This window comes from Paenibacillus tengchongensis (genome assembly GCF_008973665.1).
Classification (GTDB): Bacteria; Bacillota; Bacilli; order Paenibacillales; family Paenibacillaceae; genus Paenibacillus_AQ; species Paenibacillus_AQ tengchongensis.
This window is the reverse complement of record NZ_WACP01000012.1, coordinates 110,914-127,581: the sequence shown is the minus strand read 5'-3', so window position 1 is coordinate 127,581 and position 16,668 is coordinate 110,914. Positions and strand designations below refer to the sequence as shown.

Below are 16,668 nucleotides of genomic sequence, written 5' to 3'. Positions count from 1 at the left end.
AGGGGCGGCCCCGTCTTCCATTCGCGGAAGACGGGGCCGTTTTGGTCTGCCGGAAATGTTCTGCTATACTGGGTAACGGAACTGATTACAGCGCCGTTTTTGCGGTTATGGAAGAATGTCGACAAATACTATTTGGCTTGGAGGTAAACCATGACGGAATTTAACGGACCATTTACCGGAGGACCGACACTGAACGACGGCGCCACTATGCCTTGGCTCGGACTTGGCGTATGGCAGGCTAAAGAAGGCGCGGAGGTGGTGAACGCCATCAAGGCGGCGGTCGAGATCGGCTACCGCAGCATCGATACGGCGGCGGGATACCATAATGAAGAAGGCGTGGGACAAGCCGTTCGGGAATGCGGCGTGCCGCGCGAGGAGCTGTTCATCACGACCAAGCTGTGGAATGCGGACCAGGGCTATGAATCCGCGCTTCAAGCGTTCGAGGTCAGCCGGAAGAAGCTGGGCCTGGACGTAATTGATCTCTACCTGATCCACTGGCCGGTTGCCGGCAAGTACCGGGAATCGTGGAAGGCGCTCGTCCACCTGCAGAAGGAAGGGCTGGTCAAGTCCATCGGCGTCAGCAACTTCCAGCCGCATCACCTGCAGGACATTATGGATGACACTGGCGTCGTGCCTGCAGTTAATCAAGTCGAGTTCCATCCGCTGCTTACCCAGCGTGAGCTGCTGAAGTTCGCCCGCCAGCATGACATCCAGCTCGAAGCCTGGAGCCCGCTGATGCACGGCAACCTGGATGTGCCGCTGATTCAGGAGCTGGCGCAGAAATACGGCCGCACACCGGCACAAATCGTGCTGCGCTGGGATCTGCAGCAGGGCGTCGTTACAATTCCGAAGTCTGTACGCGCAGAACGGATCAAGGAGAACGCCGGCTTCTTCGACTTCACACTGAGTGACGAGGATGTGAAGGCGATCGAGGACCTGAACCGCAATCACCGCTTCGGACCGGACCCGGACAATTTTAATTTCTAAGCCTTAATGCGTAAACAGCAAGCCCTGAGAGCGGGCTTGCTGTTTTTGTTTGGCTGTGCCTGCAGGCGTAAGCGAATCGCGAGTCGGGCACGGCAGTTATTCCTGCGGAGGCCGACTGCTCCGACGGCTAAGGGTTCGCATCAGCAGGATGCCGTGGACAATAACGAGAATGCTGCAGACCATGGCCATCACTTCGGCGGCCTGGTCGCTGGCGGTCAGCAAATCGAAGATGGCATGCCAGATAATGACCGGTATAAGGCTCCAGCGGCTGCCGGCGCAGATCCAGGCCAGCACCACGGAGCCGTAGGAAATACTGATGGCCCAGCCGACGACGCCGAATCCCATCCCCATGTAGCTTTCATTGAACCAGAAGGCGGGCAGATGCCACAGCATCCATACGCCGGCTACGAGCAAAGCGGAGGCGGACAGAGAATAACGTTTATGCAGCTCAGGCAGCAGATAGCCGCGCCAGCCGCTCTCTTCTCCAAGGCCAAAGGTAAATATCCACACCACTGAAGTCATCCATACATTGAAGCCCGCGGGCAAATCGGATGTCAGGCCGAACTTATTCAGATCCGGCGGACTGCCGGTTATTAAGGTGTGTACCGCTGCCGCCACCGCACCGTAGGCCAGCGGAAGACCGGCCGATAGGAGCAGCCATTTCAGCGGAAAAGCCGGCGAAAACGCGCGTTTGGCCCATTGCCGCACACCCTGCCGGCCGCTCATTTGTACACTGGCTAATGTGCCTAGCAGCGGTCCGAACGAACCCAGGTAGAACTGCCCGGGCAGCACCGGAAGTCCGGCGGTGAACTGACGGTTCAGCAACAGCGGCAGCCAGCAGAGCCAGGTGACGCCAAACGTGACGCTCAGAAATGGGGCAAGGCTCTGGAGGGCGGCAGGGTTTGCTTTTTGGCGGGCAGGCATGGCAGAACTCCTTCGCACAATAGAATAATCATACACTCTAGTTGTAAAGGAAGCGGCTGCCCTTTGATGCGGCAAACATCACGGAAATGGCGGTTCCGGCACAAAATATCAGCAGTAGCGGGCCGTAATCAACTGATAGCTGTATCGTTCTTACCCGATGGACACATTATACTTGCGCAGCCACAAATCCACTTGCGCCAGATAGGCGAACAACTGCGGACCGGACATCAGCTGGCCGAACCAGGGCAGATTGCTGGAGGATTCGGGGCTGGCGGCAATTTCGCGGATTTTGGCGGCGTCGATCAGCTGCAGGATGGGGGATGAAGCGTCATCCAGAATGCCTAGCATCTGTGAACGTACGGCATTCAGATAGGCCGGGTTATGCGTCTTGGGGTAAGGGCTCTTCTTGCGGTAGAGCACATCATCCGGAAGAATGCCTTCAAGCGCTTTGCGCAGAATGCCCTTTTCGCGGTCGCCCGTTGTTTTGATCTCCCATGGAATGTTGAACACATACTGCACCAGACGGTGGTCGCAGTACGGCACGCGTACTTCAAGCCCGACGCCCATGCTCATCCGGTCCTTGCGGTCCAGCAGCGTCGGCATGAAACGGGTGATATTGAGATAAGACATTACACGCATCTGCGCCTGCTTGCCGGTCTCGCCGGCCAGCTTCGGCACCTCAGCCACGGCGTCGCTGTACCGGTCCCCGAGGTACTCCAGCGGACGGATCCATTCCTGCACTTCCGGCGACAGCAGGCCGGCGCGCATCTTGGGAGCGACCGACCAGGGGAAGGTGCCGGAGGACAGCGCCTCTTCCCGGTGGAACCAGGGATACCCGCCGAAGATTTCATCGGCGGCTTCCCCGGAAATAGCCACCGTCGCATTTTTCTTGATCTCCCGGCAGAATAAATAGAGGGAGGAATCCACATCGGTCATCCCCGGCAAATCGCGGGAGTAGAGCGCATTGTCTAGGGCAGCCACCAGCTCCGGCGTATCAAAAGCGACATAGTGATGGTTGGTATTCAGCTCATCCACCATCCGCTTGATCCAGGGGCCGTCGGCGCCGGGCTGGAAGGAATGGCTTTTGAAATGCTTGTCGTTGTCGACATAATCGACCGAGTACGTATCGACCCGGCCCTGGCCGGTCCGGTTATAGTAATTAACGGCAAGCGCAGTCAGTGCGCTGGAATCCAGCCCGCCGGACAGCAGCGAGCAGACCGGAACGTCGGACACCAGCTGGCGCTCCAAGGTGTCCTGCAGCAATTCACGCACCCGGGCCGCCGTCTGCTCCACATTGTCGGTGTGGTCGTAGCTCTCCAGTTCCCAGTAAGCATAGCTGTGGATGCCCTCCCGGCTGTAAATCATGGCATGACCGGGACGAAGCTCGAATATATCTTTGTATACGCCCTGTCCCGGAGTGCGGGCCGGACCGATGATGAAGATTTCCGCCAGCCCTTCAGGTCCTACCTTCGGCTGTACTTTGGGATGCTGCAGCAGGGCCTTCGGCTCCGAGCCGAAGATAAATAAGTCATCCACCCGGCTGTAGAACAGCGGCTTGACGCCCAGACGGTCACGGGCCAGAAAAACCTGTTCCTGCCGGCCGTCCCAGACGGCAAAGGCAAAGATGCCGTTCAGCTTCTCTGTGCAGTCCGGCCCCCACTCCATATAAGCATGGAGCAGGACTTCCGTATCGCACTCGGTTGTAAAGTGGTGTCCCCGCTGCTTCAGCTCGGTTTTCAGCTCCGGGGCGTTATACAATTCTCCGTTATAAACAATCGCGTATACATGGTCGTCATGGCGGGCGATCATGGGCTGTGCGCCGTTTTCGGGGTCAATGACACTGAGCCGGCGGTGGCCGAAAGCGCAGGGGCCTGAGATCCAGGTTCCGGTCGCATCCGGTCCGCGGTTTTGCAGGGTTTCAGTCATTTTCACAAGCAGCTGCGAGTGCTGTGTAAGGTCGCCGCGCCACTGGATAAATCCGGTTATTCCGCACATGATGGTTCATCCTCTCTTTTGGTGCGATTGTTGTCCTTTCTTTTTTGCCAAGTAATACAGATATATGCCGAAGGAAGGGATAAAATGTATGTCCTTATCCGAACACTAGGGTAGAGGAAAATTTGCTCAAGGAGGGATGATGAGGTGTATTACATTAAAGATGCCAAAATCCGCCGGATGACCGAGTATGACGGTGCACCTTGTGCAGAAGTGGGAGTGCTGCCCGGAGCGGTGGGCGATTCGGCGCTGCTCGTCTATATTGTGGAGGACCGGCGCGAGGACGGTTTTGAGATTGTGCGCATTCTGACGAATGATGCTTCGCTCGAAACCGACTGGTTTGACAACAATCTGCACACCGCGTTTGAGGATGTGACCTTCAGCGCGTTTACCGGCAGCGACATTATGACACCGGAGGACGAACGCTCCAAGTTCCAGCGCGAGCTCCTGATGTTCGGCAATTTGAAAAAAGAGCTGGAACGCCATTTCACGGCTTATCCCTGAGTGCTGTCCACGGCAGATCATCCGGCGGCGGAGGGTTGAGACAGCGGCGCTTGGGCGTTGTTTCGGCCGCCGCCGGGGCGGCAGGCAGACGCTGCGGCACAAGAGGGCGTACCGGGAGCAAGTACGATGACCTGACGGTACCCATAGATTTTTTTACATATCATCCTTGAAAAATTTGCTGAATACGGTATAATAAATAGCGTTGCATTAATACATATGTCTTAACAAACGTTCCATTCTCACCTTGTCCCAGTAGCTCAGCCGGATAGAGCATGCGCCTTCTAAGCGCACGGTCGGGGGTTCGAATCCCTTCTGGGACGTAAAGACAGCCTTCCTTCGGGAAGGCTGTTTTGCGTACGGGGAGAGAAGCCCCGGAGGTTCGTTGGAGCATAGGCATCGTGAGGAAGGGCATCGCAATCAGCCCGGAGGGCTGTTGGCAAGCGAGGTAGTCCAGGCTTTAAGCAATAGATTCTCCACGCCGGGAAAGCCATATGCTTAGACAAGTTGATAGGATCCAAAACGCAGAGCAGCGATCCCCCCAATAACGGGAGAGTCGCTGCTCTGCTTGTTTCTGCTATTATTCCGTATACATCGCCTTCAGCTTAGCGCGTTCCTGTTTGGTGATCCCGAGACCTTTTTCGAGGAAGCCGTCAATCGATCCGTATTTTGCCTTCATTTCATCGATGGCTGCTTGCAGGAATTCTTTTTGGACGCCCATCATCGCGGTAACGGCTGCCACGACATTTTCATCCTTCACCTGTGTCTTAAGCGCATCGATAGTGGCTTTTTTGTACAACATATGAGTAGTGACCCTCCTAGTAGGTAAATGCTTTTTCCCAAGGAGTAAGTATAGAAGGTCTTTGTTAAAGTAAAATCATTATTACGTAAACGGAATGTTATTTATCGCTGCACCTTACAGATTAGGGCGAAGACAATCGCGCTGATTTCAATTGATTGGTAATAAGTTACTATTAATGTATACTGGGAGTTTAAGCTCACGGGTTATGGCGAAAGCAACTTTATCTCGTCCGGTTTAACAGAGCATTTTCAAGAGATCACCCGGGCAGAAAAGGCTGTTTCTTAGTTGGTACTGCCACCGGCTGTCGGGGAATACTCTTTTGCCTCTGCGGATGCCAGCGGGTGTTTATTCAAATCAGCCGGACTCCCATCGACTTGGTGGACCCCGGTCTGGACAGACATGTAGAGACCTATAAAGATCTATAAAGATCAGGAATACACAGTGATTGACACAGGCAAATACCTGATGCTAATGAAGGAAGTCTCTTTAGATGGCCAGAATTTCTACATCCAGATTTATGGAGGACAAGATCAGCCCGTATCGCCGGACCAAATGGTAGTGGAGATGGGCTTCGTTCAGTGAGGCGGCTCAGGCGGTAACAAAGGGCATAAAGTGACTGCCCGGCCAGCACTGCAATGCGCCCGGACAGACTAAGGGGAGATACAGATGGAAGCTTAGGGAGTCCGTGACCATACCCTGTATTCCGGCCCTCTGGACGTAAATACAGCCTTCCTTCGGGAAGGCTGTCTGGCGTGCGGGGATAAGTAGAGTGGGATACAGCTCTAGCGGTTCTTGCTCCAAGCATGATTCACAAAAATCCGGACTTGATTATTGCCTGTACGCTTCATGACCCGGAAGCCTTCGGCTGAGGCTGTTGCAATTCCCTCAGCGTTCGGGCTGCAGTATCCGCCCGGTCTGCATGTTCCATCATCGCGCACCAGCAGTTTGCCGACGATGCCTACCGCGACCCATTCCGGTCTTTCCAAACGTGGAATATACACAGCAGAAGAGTCCCAGGCGGGATTCAGTACAGGCTCAACATTGGTATATCCAGGCTGCAGCAACTGCCCCTGCGCATTTCTTTTTTCCGCAACGGTCACTTCATGATATTGAATCCGGCCCCACTCATCCTTCACAAAAAGATCATGCCAGCGCAAATCGCTCGCATCAGCAATCATCGCCGGCGCGGCGCTCACCACTCCAATAATATAATCATCGTCCGCAGTCGCTACACGGATGGTATCTTTTTCGCCATCAAAGGTGACAAAATATCCTGGTTCGATCGGGTTGCCGTCCGTGGTCTCGAACATTTCCGCATAATCCGCCATCGCAGGGGACAGCACGGCGCCATCCAGGAACAGGTTTCCGGTCGAGCCTTGAATAACTGCTGCGTTTAAGGTGGGGCCGACGTTCAGCCCATTCGCCAAATGCCAGGAGAAGGGAAAGCGTGTCGCTCCATTCTGGCCCATAATGTGGGCGCCGTTGTTAATTACAGTGGTATTGACTCCTTCGGCATGACCGAAATCGCTGATAATGCTGGTGTTTACGCCTTCCGAATGCGAGGCGAAACCTCCGGCAATGGTGCTAAGCCCTTCCGCATGGGAGACGGCTCCGCTGGCTGTACTGTTGCTACCTTCGGCATGGGCGAAGTTTCCGCTGGCCGTAGTCACTTCCCCCTCTGCGTGGGCGGCCGGGCCGCTCGCAATGGATGCGATGCCTTCAGCATGGGAAGATTCTCCGCCGGCGATAGTTAGGATTCCTTCGGCATGCGAAGAGCGTCCGCTGGCGGTCGATGAGGTTCCTTCGGCATGTGAAGAGCGTCCGCTGGCGGTCGATGAGGTTCCTTCGGCATGTGACTCTTCTCCACTGGCAATCGAATTGTCTCCTTCCGCATGGGAATCTATGCCGCTGGCAACGGTCTGATGCCCTTCGGCATGGGAGTGGAGTCCGCTTGCCGTTGTGAAATAGCCTTCCGCATGAGCCCCTTCATTGCTGGCTACAGTTGAGATTCCTTCGGCATGGGCTGCAAGGGCATTCGCTACAGTACTGGAGCCCTCCGCATGGGCCGCCAAAACGCTGGCACGCGTAAAGAATCCTTCGGCATGGACGGACTGTGCTGCAGCAACGGTGTTGTTGCCTTCCGCATGGGAGTATAATCCGCTGGCCATGGTCTGATGCCCTTCGGCATGGGAGCGGAGTCCGCTTGCAGTCGTGGAGAAGCCCTCTGCGTGAGCCCCTTCATTGCTGGCCACTGTAGAAATTCCTTCCGCATGGGCTCCGGCGGCATTCGCCGTTGTGTTATAGCCCTCTGCGTGGGCGGCCAAGCCGATGGCACGCGTCAAAATCCCTTCGGCATGGGCTGCCTCCGCCGAAGCAATGGTCTTGCTGCCCTCGGCATGGGCTGCATCATCGGTCGCCTGCGTCTGGAACCCCTCAGCATGGGAGGCGCTGCCCGAAGCGGCGGTGGTGCTTCCTTCGGCGTGAGCGGCATCGGCATTTGCGGAAGTGCTGTAACCCTCGGAATGTGACGCGGTTCCATTGGCCTGGGTCTGCAAACCTTCGGCATGGGCGGCAGGGCCCCGGACAATCGTCAGCGTTCCTTCGGCATGGGAGGTGTCCGCAGCCGCTTGAGTCTGGAACCCTTCGGCATGGGAGGCGCTGCCCGAAGCGGCCGTTGAACTTCCTTCGGCATGGGAGGAGGGGCCGATGGAAGAGGTTCCGGAGCCTTCGGAGTGGGAAGCGGCGCCGTTAGCTTGGTTAGAGAGTCCCTCCACATGGGAGGCGAAGCCGCGCGTAATGGTCAGTGTTCCTTCGGTGTGTGAGGCGTCAGCTGCTGCCTGAGTCTGGAATCCTTCCGCATGGGTAGCGCTGCCTGTAGCCGCCGTTGAATTTCCCTCCGCGGTTGAACATGGTCCGTAAGCATTTGTATTGCATGCATTTGGCATGTTAACAACTCCTTTTCTATGGATACAAGAACATTAGCAGTGTATGCATAGATTTCAGACCCGTAAGAGATTATAGACTACCAGCAATGCAAAATAGCCCCTCGACTATTACCCTTATCCTACATCCGCTCCGGCTGCGGCAGCCCGAGCACCTCCAGCGCTTCACCCAATGTCGCGCGGAATCTGCCTGTCAGCCAAAGGCGGAAAGTGATCGCCGCAGGCTCCCCTTTCAGAATCGGACATGCCGAGTAAAAATTATTGTACAGCGAAGCCAGCGTGTGGGCATAATTGCAAAGCGTGTTCGGCGTTAGAGTGCGGCTGGCGGCTAGCAGGGTATCCTGCCAGACGCTAAGCTGTCTCAGCAGCGCAAGCTCGGCCGGCTGGGGCCGCTCCGGGAAAGGGACAGGACCTGTCAGCTCATCGGCTGTGCGGCCGGATTTGCCTAGCACGCTGCCTGCGCGCGCGTACGTATACATAAGATAGACACCGGTATTGCCGGAAATCTCCGTAGCCTGGTCGAAGTCAAAAATAACCTCGGTCCCCAGGTTAAACCGCAGCAGGTAATAACGGATGGCGGCGATGGCGATCTGCTTGCTGGACAGCCCGGTTTTGTCGGAACGGGTGGATTCGATGGTCTTCTCCATCAGCGAGACCAGTTCCGTCACCTTGATGCCGACGCCCTGGCGGCCCGACATGGCATAAGAGCTTTTTCCGTCCGAAGTATCCATACCAAGCCTCCCGGCGGAAGCCGGGCTAAGCGAAACTACGCCATAGCTGACATGATGAAGCTGGTCTGCCTGCTCCTGAAATCCCAGCGACTCCAGAGCCTGCTTGACCACGGCCTGCGGGTACTCCTGTCTGTAGTCGATGACGTTAATTACTTTTTGCGCACGCCCGTAAGACCTACTCTCACCGGAAACTCCCGTTGTCCATAATCCGGCCTGAAATTCGCTGTAGGCGAAGTCTTTGTTCAGCAGTCCGAATTTCCACAGATGGTAAGCAATATCCTTGGCGGTGTAGGTCAAAATGCCGTTCGAGCGCACCAGCACCTTGTCTTTCGAATGCTCCTCCGGGCCCTCGCCTAACGTATCGTCCGCCGTATGCTTCAGAATCCAGCAGCCGGCCAGCTTGCCTTCCTGCACCTGAACAAAACCCGCCGTCTGCTTCAGCAGCCCGAAAGCCGCCTCCCAAAACCCTTCTCTCACAATGCTGCTCTCCCAGACGAGCAAATCATATTCAATGTCGAAGCTGCGCATCTCATCTACATGCTCCCGGACAATCCGCTCAGCGACCAGCTGACCGAGCCAGGCTGTATTATTGCCTCCCTGCTCGAGATCGTGGAGCACCTCCGTCCGCTGGTGAACAGATTCCGGCTCGCTGGCGTACCGCTTGTTGACCCCGGCATAGATATCCCAGCAGAAATCCCCAAACCTTGTATGCTTCCCTGCAAGTGGAACATGGAGCAATCCTACCACCGTATCTGCCAGCTGATTGCCGAGATCATCCACATAATTGTGTACTTCCACCTCGTGGCCGGTTCTGCGGAGGATTCTGACCAGCGTATCGCCGATGCAGGAATTCCGCAGGTGCCCGATATGCATGGACTTATTCGGGTTAACACTTGTGTGTTCGACGAGCACCTTTGTTCCGGAATGCTGCGGTATTTCAAAGGTACTTGCAGCCCACTCCGGCCAGTTCACATACATATTGATGAAACCGGGAGCCGCAATGTCCATCCGGTCCAGCAGCTTGCCCACAGTTTCCTGCTTGCGGAACTCCGCTACAATCAACTCTGCGATGGCCATGGGCGCTTTGCGGAGAGCTTTGGCAAGCTGCATGGCAATGTTGCTGGAATAGTCCCCAAATTCGGGGTTTGCGGGCTGTTCCAGGGTGACAGTCGGCGAAATAACGGCATTCTCTCCTGAATTTAGGAATACCTGCTTGATGCTTTGCTGCAATGCGGAAGTTATAAGCTGGCTTATCACGGAAAAGACCTCCTTTTAGATATACAAAAGACAAAAAGGCCCCCGTCTCCCTAAAGAGACGAGGGCCAGATGCGCTCGCGGTACCACTCTCGTTGCCGGAAACAGTCCGGCCGCTTTGACGGATATAACGGTCGTTGACCGGGACTTCCTACTGGCAGGTTCAGAAGTCCATCTCCCGGGTGCGCTTCATGGTCCTAACCTGTACCGGCTTTCACTCTTCCGGCTCGCTGGAGACTAGGCTTCAGGAACATTACTCTCCCGTTCATGGATGCTTGAAATGGATTTTTTACCAGTATACCGATTTTCCGGCAAAAATCAATAGGGGACCCAATATGCAGCAGGCCTGTCTTATGTCCAAACCGCGGTCCCCGGCACAGAATAGGATGATCGTGTGCGGTTTCGTATAAACCGCGCTAGAATCATAAGCTCAAATTTAAAGTGCAACTGCAGGAAGGAGGAAGGAAGGGATGGCCATCCTATCAACCGGCCCTATTGACAATACTCCTGTCGACGGAATCAGACCGACGCAGCTGGTGACCGTAAGACTGGTATCCCGGGCTGCCGTAGAAGCCATATCGGTGACGATTCAGGGCTATGTGCTGAATGGAACAAGGACTTTATATGTCAGCGAAGTTGTTGACATTGCCCCCAATCAAGCGCTCATCCGCAATTATTATGCCGATTTGAACGGCTTTGAGTTTGTTTTTAACACCGGACCGACGGATATTCAGCTGCTCGGGCTCTCAGTATGGGGCAAGCGGAATACCGGAGAACTGGCTGCCGTGCACCGCATTGTGGCACAGGAGCAATTAATGGCTGACATTAACGGCAGTCAGCTATAACAATCCGCAGAGAAGGAGAGTTGAAGAATGACGCTACTATCTACAGGTCCTATTGAAAATAATGCAGTCAACGGAGTCAGACCGACCCAGCAGGTCACTGTACGGATCGATAACCGCAGCAGCTCCATTGCATCGACGGTAACCGTGCAGGGATATTACTTAAGCGGCGGGGTACGGAACCTGTATGTCAGCGAGTTCCTGAACGTTGCTCCCAACCAGGTAATTACTGCGAGCTATTTTGCGGATCTGGATGCGATTGAGTTTCTGTTCTCGACAACGGATATTGCTGATGATCCTGTGCAGATCTCACTGTGGGGCAAGAGCAGCACCGGCGCTCTGGTCACTGCCCACCGGCTGGTTTCGGCTGAACTGCTGAGCGACACCGTGGCAATTGGCATCACCGGCGCAACAGGCGCTACCGGTCCTGCAGGGGCCACCGGCCCGACAGGTCCCGGAGGCGGAGCCACCGGTGCCACCGGCGCGACAGGCGCCGCCGGTGTAACAGGTGCCACCGGCGCGACGGGCGCCGCCGGTGTGACGGGTGCCACCGGCGCGACAGGCGCCGCCGGTGTGACGGGTGCCACCGGCGCGACAGGCGCCGCCGGTGTGACGGGTGCCACCGGCGCGACAGGCGCCGCCGGTGTGACGGGTGCCACCGGCGCGACGGGCGCCGCCGGTGTAACGGGTGCCACCGGCGCGACAGGCGCCGCCGGTGTAACAGGTGCCACCGGCGCGACAGGCGCCGCCGGTGTGACGGGTGCCACCGGCGCGACAGGCGCCGCCGGTGTAACGGGCGCCACCGGCGCAACAGGCGCAGGCGTAACCGGTGCGACGGGGGCCACAGGTGCAACCGGGGCCACCGGATCGGGAGCCATCATTCCGTATGCTTCCGGGCTGCCGACTACGCTGACCACCGTACTGGGCGGGCTGCTCAACACCTCCGGCCTGGTCGGGTTCGGCAATAACGTAGCCGGGATTTCCGTCGCCGGGGGAACGATTGATCTGACCGGTGCGGCCGGTACACTGCTGAACTTCGCCTTCTCGGTGCCGCGGGCCGGAACCATTACCTCGCTGGCTGCCTATTTCAGTACGACGGCAGCGCTGGCCCTGGTCGGTTCCACTGTAACCATCACCGCCCAACTGTTCCAGTCTACAACGCCGAATAATACTTTCACGGCGGTTCCCGGTGCGTTAGTAACCCTGGCTCCGCCGCTGACCGGCGTCCTTTCGCTCGGTACGATCAGCAGCGGCCTCACTACAGGCCTGAGCATTCCGGTGACTGCCGGAACCCGCCTCCTGATGGTATTCTCGCCCACGGTTACCGCCGGGCTCGATGTCGCTACCACGGTAGCGGGATATGCCAGTGCAGGCGTAACGATCGTTTAGGCGGAGAAGTCTCCGGCTACAACTCCTATAAATACAAGGACCGGCACCTCGCTGTGCCGGTCCTTGTTGTTTTCGCATCTATAACGAACATGGCGCTGCACTACTCTTATACTCATATTGAGCCGAGTAAACAGTCCGGCCGCAAACCAATAAAGACTTGACCGCATCAAATTGTTGCTATGCTCCACCTAACTTGCAAGTAAGGATCAGGAGGTGGCTGCGCCTATCGTCCTTAGATTTGGTTTGGTCAGTGTACTAATTGGATTTTTGCAAACTAAATTACTCTTAACACGGTGCGCAGATCATCTAAGTGGATAATAGCACACTAATACCAGCGTTTTACGGGCGAACCCAACAAAACCCGGGAATTAGTTGGAGCATTTCCACTTAGATTCAACAAATCCGTCAAAAGAGCGGAATTAGTGTGCGATTTTCCAATTAGCGTCAGCATCAGCAGCATCAGCAGCAGCGTCAGCATCAGCAGCAGCGTCAGCAGCAGCGTCAGCATCAGCAGCAGCGTCAGCATCAGCAGCAGCAGCAGCAGCAGCGTCAGCATCAGCATCAGCAGCGTCAGCATCAGCATCAGCAGCAGCAGCAGCGTCAGCATCAGCAGCGTCAGCATCAGCAGCAGCGTCAGCAGCAGCATCAGCAGCAGCAGCATCATCAGCAGCAGCAACAGCACCAACAGCACCATCAAAACCATCAGCAGACCACCATCAACAGCATCACCACCACCAACATCAGCTCCAGGGGGTAGCGTCAAGAGATACTAAAACGGTTATCCTGTTGGCTCTCGTAGGCCCCTGATGGGGCCGGAATCTGCCTTTTGCAGTCCGCCTGCCCGGATCGGCCGGGCAGGCGGACTGCAAGAAGAGGCGTTGCTTGCTCTCCCCCGGGAGTCCCTAGTACCCGAACCGGCACCTGAACCGGCTCCCTGCAAAGATTCCGCTTTGGGGAATATTTATATAGCGGCCGCTCCTCAAATCGACAGGATATCCCGGAGATCCTGCTCGCTGAAGGTGGACAGGCTTTCGCTCCCCGGCTGAATCACTTCGTCGATCAGCCGGGTCTTTTTCTGCTGCAGCTCCACCATCTTATCCTCGACCGTACCCTGGGCCACCATGCGGATCACCTGCACGACCTTCTTCTGCCCGATCCGGTGCGCACGGTCCGCAGCCTGCTGTTCGACGGCGGGATTCCACCACAGATCATACAGAATGACCGTATCGGCTCCGGTCAGATTGAGGCCCGTACCGCCGGCCTTCAGCGAGATCAGGAACAGGTCGCGTTCGCCTTCATTGAACCGGTTGCAGCGCTCCACCCGCACAGAAGAAGGTGTATCGCCATCCAGATAAAAGAAGGGGATGCCCAGCATACCGAGCTCACGCCCGATCAGATCCAGCATGCCGGTGAACTGCGAAAACACCAGCATCCGTTTGCCGGAGCTGCGGCACTCTTCGATGATCTCCAGCAATTGGGCGAATTTGCCCGAGCCTCCGGCGTAGCCGTCGAGGAAGAGCGCCGGATGGCAGCACAGCTGGCGCAGCCGGGTCAGTCCGGCCAGCACTTTGATCCGTGCGTTGCCGAAGCTGTCGTCGTCCAGATGCTTCAGCGCTTCCTTCCGCAGGCGGGCAAGGTAAGCGACATACAATTTCTTTTGCTCGGGCAGCAGCTCGGAAGCCTGCACGGTTTCGATTTTGTCCGGCAGCTCCTTCAGCACATCACTTTTGAGCCGGCGCAGCAAAAAAGGCTTGGCCCGCTTGGCGACCGTCTCGCGGGGCAGATCGTGGAATTCTTTTTTGCCCGGGAACAGGCCCGGCATCACCACACTGAAGATCGACCACAAATCCTCCAGCGCGTTCTCCACCGGCGTTCCGGTCAAGGCGAACCGGTAGCGGGCCTCCAGCAGGCTGACCGCCTGGGCGGTCTGCGTCTCATGATTCTTGATCATCTGTGCTTCATCCAGAATCAGCGTATGAAATTTGTGTTTGGCGTACATCCCGATATCCCTGCGCAGCAGCGGGTAGGAGGTAATAACCACATCATGGGCCGCCGTGTTACGGATGGTCCGGCTCCGCTGCGCCGCCGGCCCGTCGGCTATGGCCGCCTTAATGTCTGGGGCGAATTTGTGCAGCTCGTTGCGCCAGTTATAGAGAAGCGAGGCCGGAGCTACGATCAGTGCAGGCACCCCGCCCGAGCGGATATCCTCCAGCTCGGACAGCAGAAAAGCGATGCTCTGCAGCGTCTTCCCCAGGCCCATATCATCAGCGAGGATGCCCCCGAACCGGTAATGGGCCAGTGTCTTCAGCCATTGGTAGCCGTATTGCTGATAATCCCGCAGCACGGGTGCAAGGGTCCCCGGCAGCTGGAAATCTAGGCTGTCCGGGCTGGCCATATCAGCGAGCAGCCGCCGGAAGGAGCGGTTAAGGGTGACCGCTCCTTCCTGGTAATCCTCGGCTTTAAGCTGCAGGGCGCGCAGCAGCGGCAGGGGATATCCGGCGCCCGGCGTCAGATCGCCGGCTTGTACGCCGAGCTCGTTCATCAGCCGGACCACTTCCTGCAAAGCCTCTCCCTCCAGCGGCAGCAGCGCCCCGTCCGGAAGGCGGTAGTATCTTCGCTTTTCTTGGAGTGATTTTAGCACCGATATGATCTCGGATTCGGCAACTCCCGACATGCTGAACCGGAACTCCAGCCAGTCTGTCTTCTCGTTCCAGCTCAGCTTGGCAATGGGCAGAGCGTTTCCTGTATAGAGCCTGCTTTTGACTGCAGTGGTGGCATAGACCTCCAGCAGCGGTTCAAGCTGCGGAATGGTATGGTGCAGGAAATCGAATTCGCCTTCCTCGTCGCTCATCACGTAGCCGCTTTCTGTCTGCACGAAGGCCGGATGCTCCATCAGCTCCAGAATCTGCTGCTCGGCAGCCGTGTCGCGGACCAGAATCACCTGCTCGCCGCGTTCGTAGGTTCTCGGGTCAAGCGGATTGAGCACGACGTCACCGTACTGGAATTCCAGACCGGCCAGCAGCCGGTCCCTGATCCGGTCGAGGTAGAGGCGGCCGCGCAGCGGCGACTGCACAATGCGGCCGAAGATGCGGTCGGCAATCTCGATGCGGCCCAGCCGCTTCAGTCCCGGCAGCACGCCTTCCATGAACGCCTCCATCTGCTCCGGGGCAATGATCATTTCATCCTTGCTTGATCCGGCAAGCATCTGCTTCAGCCCTGCCAGGCGGCGGATGTCCGTCTCCGGCAGCTTAAGCAGCTTCCCTTCCGCTGTCAGCAGCCCGTAATCTTCCATGACCGTAATTTTGGAGAGACCCCGAATCTCCAGCAGGTAGCCCGCTCCTTCGGCCTCATTGAAATGGAAGCTTAGCGGAGGATACTCCGCCGCAGGATGAAGTCCGGTGATCACATCCCGTTCCAGCTGCAAAGAGGCGGCAGGTGCTGCCGCCAACGCGGCCAGCAGCCGCTCCCAGAAGTACGGCGGAATGGGCAGCAGCCGCTCCGTCCCCATAATGCCCTGGCTGTAAGAAGGCTGCGCTTCGCGGTATACCTGCTCGTTGCCCAGCACCTCGATCAGCTGCTTTATAGCATGGTCGTCCTCCTTAGCGAAGCTGTGCTGCGCCGGATCATAGACGAAATGGTCGCTGAAGGCAAAGGTTTCGCCCCGCTGCACAGCGGTAAGAAAGGCCCGGATCTTCTTGACCACATACAGCCGCTGCTGCCCGATCTTCAGCTCTACGCCAAGCATGGAACGTCCGCGTCCGAGAGATAGCTGCTTCACGGTGAATTCCGCCTGCAGCGGCGTCCGGGTGTCCATATAGATTCCCGTGCCGCTGGCCCGCCGCCGTCTATCCCCGAAGATCTGCAGCATGCTGCTCACCAGCCCGCTGTCCGCGGCAGCCGTTCTTGAAGCGGAAGGGCCGGTGATGGCCGCTGCGGAGTGTTCACGGTCCTGTGCCGGCCGGACTTCCACCGAGTGAAGAATGCACACCAGACCGGCGGCAATGTGCTTGCAGAACGCCCCTCCGTGCACATAAGCCGGACAAGTGCAGTCGCCGCTGACGTCGCCGTCGATGTCCACGGCCAGCGTAACCTCGCAGAGCTCAAGGCCGGTAATCTCCGCCCGGTATTTGGAATACTCCAGCTTCTCATTATGCTCGGCATAGACCAGCTGAACCTTGCCCGATGTATAGTAAGCCATTCCCTGGTCAAAAGCCTCTCGGCCGCAGAGCAGCTTAATCACCCGTTCCGGTACATGATAACCCACTTTACGTTCACACCCTTATCCGCCTGTTCTTTGGTCCTTC

General features: G+C 57.1%; 11 protein-coding genes, 1 tRNA gene and 1 other annotated feature. Of the genes, 5 read left to right on the top strand and 7 right to left on the bottom strand.

What is annotated here, in order from left to right:
- Positions 1 to 150: 150 nt before the first annotated feature.
- Positions 151 to 987, top strand: a complete 837-nt coding sequence (locus F1381_RS19830) for an aldo/keto reductase (RefSeq protein WP_151736581.1) — start codon at positions 151 to 153, stop codon at positions 985 to 987.
- A gap of 96 nt (positions 988 to 1,083) precedes the next feature.
- Here F1381_RS19830 and F1381_RS19825 read toward each other — a convergent pair whose 3' ends face one another.
- Together F1381_RS19825 and asnB are read right to left on the bottom strand one after the other, a co-directional pair.
- Positions 1,084 to 1,911, bottom strand: a complete 828-nt coding sequence (locus tag F1381_RS19825) for a CPBP family intramembrane glutamic endopeptidase (protein ID WP_151736580.1) — start codon at positions 1,909 to 1,911, stop codon at positions 1,084 to 1,086.
- A gap of 150 nt (positions 1,912 to 2,061) precedes the next feature.
- Positions 2,062 to 3,906, bottom strand: coding sequence for an asparagine synthase (glutamine-hydrolyzing) (gene asnB, locus F1381_RS19820; protein WP_151736579.1), 1,845 nt, complete (start codon positions 3,904 to 3,906; stop codon positions 2,062 to 2,064).
- A 144-nt stretch (positions 3,907 to 4,050) separates the two neighbouring features.
- On the opposite strand from asnB, the gene F1381_RS19815 reads away from it, so the two are divergent.
- Entirely contained in the window at positions 4,051 to 4,407 is a 357-nt protein-coding gene (locus tag F1381_RS19815; protein ID WP_151736578.1) for a hypothetical protein, read from the top strand.
- Between the two features lie 246 nt (positions 4,408 to 4,653).
- Positions 4,654 to 4,727 (top strand) — tRNA-Arg (locus F1381_RS19810).
- Between the two features lie 257 nt (positions 4,728 to 4,984).
- On the opposite strand, the gene F1381_RS19805 is transcribed toward F1381_RS19810, so the two are convergent.
- From F1381_RS19805 to F1381_RS19795, 3 genes are all read right to left on the bottom strand, one after another.
- On the bottom strand, positions 4,985 to 5,206 hold the full coding sequence (locus F1381_RS19805) for a tyrosine-protein phosphatase (RefSeq protein WP_246188111.1): 222 nt from the start codon (positions 5,204 to 5,206) through the stop codon (positions 4,985 to 4,987).
- A 782-nt stretch (positions 5,207 to 5,988) separates the two neighbouring features.
- Positions 5,989 to 8,151, bottom strand: coding sequence for a peptidase G2 autoproteolytic cleavage domain-containing protein (locus F1381_RS19800; RefSeq protein WP_151736577.1), 2,163 nt, complete (start codon positions 8,149 to 8,151; stop codon positions 5,989 to 5,991).
- 119 nt (positions 8,152 to 8,270) lie between these two features.
- Positions 8,271 to 10,136, bottom strand: a complete 1,866-nt coding sequence (locus tag F1381_RS19795) for an arginine--tRNA ligase (RefSeq protein ID WP_151736576.1) — start codon at positions 10,134 to 10,136, stop codon at positions 8,271 to 8,273.
- Between the two features lie 51 nt (positions 10,137 to 10,187).
- Positions 10,188 to 10,411, bottom strand: a binding site (T-box leader).
- Positions 10,412 to 10,603: 192 nt separating this feature from the next.
- Between F1381_RS19795 and F1381_RS19790 the strand changes: the two genes are divergently transcribed.
- Both F1381_RS19790 and F1381_RS19785 read left to right on the top strand, forming a co-directional pair.
- Positions 10,604 to 10,978, top strand: a complete 375-nt coding sequence (locus tag F1381_RS19790; RefSeq protein WP_151736575.1) for a hypothetical protein — start codon at positions 10,604 to 10,606, stop codon at positions 10,976 to 10,978.
- 27 nt (positions 10,979 to 11,005) lie between these two features.
- On the top strand, positions 11,006 to 12,364 hold the full coding sequence (locus F1381_RS19785) for an exosporium glycoprotein BclB-related protein (RefSeq protein WP_281349935.1): 1,359 nt from the start codon (positions 11,006 to 11,008) through the stop codon (positions 12,362 to 12,364).
- A 325-nt stretch (positions 12,365 to 12,689) separates the two neighbouring features.
- Here the strand turns inward: F1381_RS19785 and F1381_RS19780 are convergent, their stop codons facing one another.
- Together F1381_RS19780 and F1381_RS19775 are read right to left on the bottom strand one after the other, a co-directional pair.
- Positions 12,690 to 13,067: a hypothetical protein gene (locus F1381_RS19780; protein WP_187355466.1), complete on the bottom strand. Its 378-nt coding sequence runs from the start codon at positions 13,065 to 13,067 to the stop codon at positions 12,690 to 12,692.
- Positions 13,068 to 13,343: 276 nt separating this feature from the next.
- Positions 13,344 to 16,628: a DEAD/DEAH box helicase gene (locus F1381_RS19775; protein ID WP_246188110.1), complete on the bottom strand. Its 3,285-nt coding sequence runs from the start codon at positions 16,626 to 16,628 to the stop codon at positions 13,344 to 13,346.
- Positions 16,629 to 16,668: the final 40 nt, after the last annotated feature.

Coding starts and splice junctions, on each gene's coding strand:
- F1381_RS19830 (WP_151736581.1), top strand. CDS start 151: ATGACGGAATTTAACGGACCATTTACCGGAGGACCGACACTGAACGAC.
- F1381_RS19825 (WP_151736580.1), bottom strand. CDS start 1,911: ATGCCTGCCCGCCAAAAAGCAAACCCTGCCGCCCTCCAGAGCCTTGCC.
- asnB (WP_151736579.1), bottom strand. CDS start 3,906: ATGTGCGGAATAACCGGATTTATCCAGTGGCGCGGCGACCTTACACAG.
- F1381_RS19805 (WP_246188111.1), bottom strand. CDS start 5,206: ATGTTGTACAAAAAAGCCACTATCGATGCGCTTAAGACACAGGTGAAG.
- F1381_RS19800 (WP_151736577.1), bottom strand. CDS start 8,151: ATGCCAAATGCATGCAATACAAATGCTTACGGACCATGTTCAACCGCG.
- F1381_RS19790 (WP_151736575.1), top strand. CDS start 10,604: ATGGCCATCCTATCAACCGGCCCTATTGACAATACTCCTGTCGACGGA.
- F1381_RS19785 (WP_281349935.1), top strand. CDS start 11,006: ATGACGCTACTATCTACAGGTCCTATTGAAAATAATGCAGTCAACGGA.
- F1381_RS19780 (WP_187355466.1), bottom strand. CDS start 13,067: ATGGTTTTGATGGTGCTGTTGGTGCTGTTGCTGCTGCTGATGATGCTG.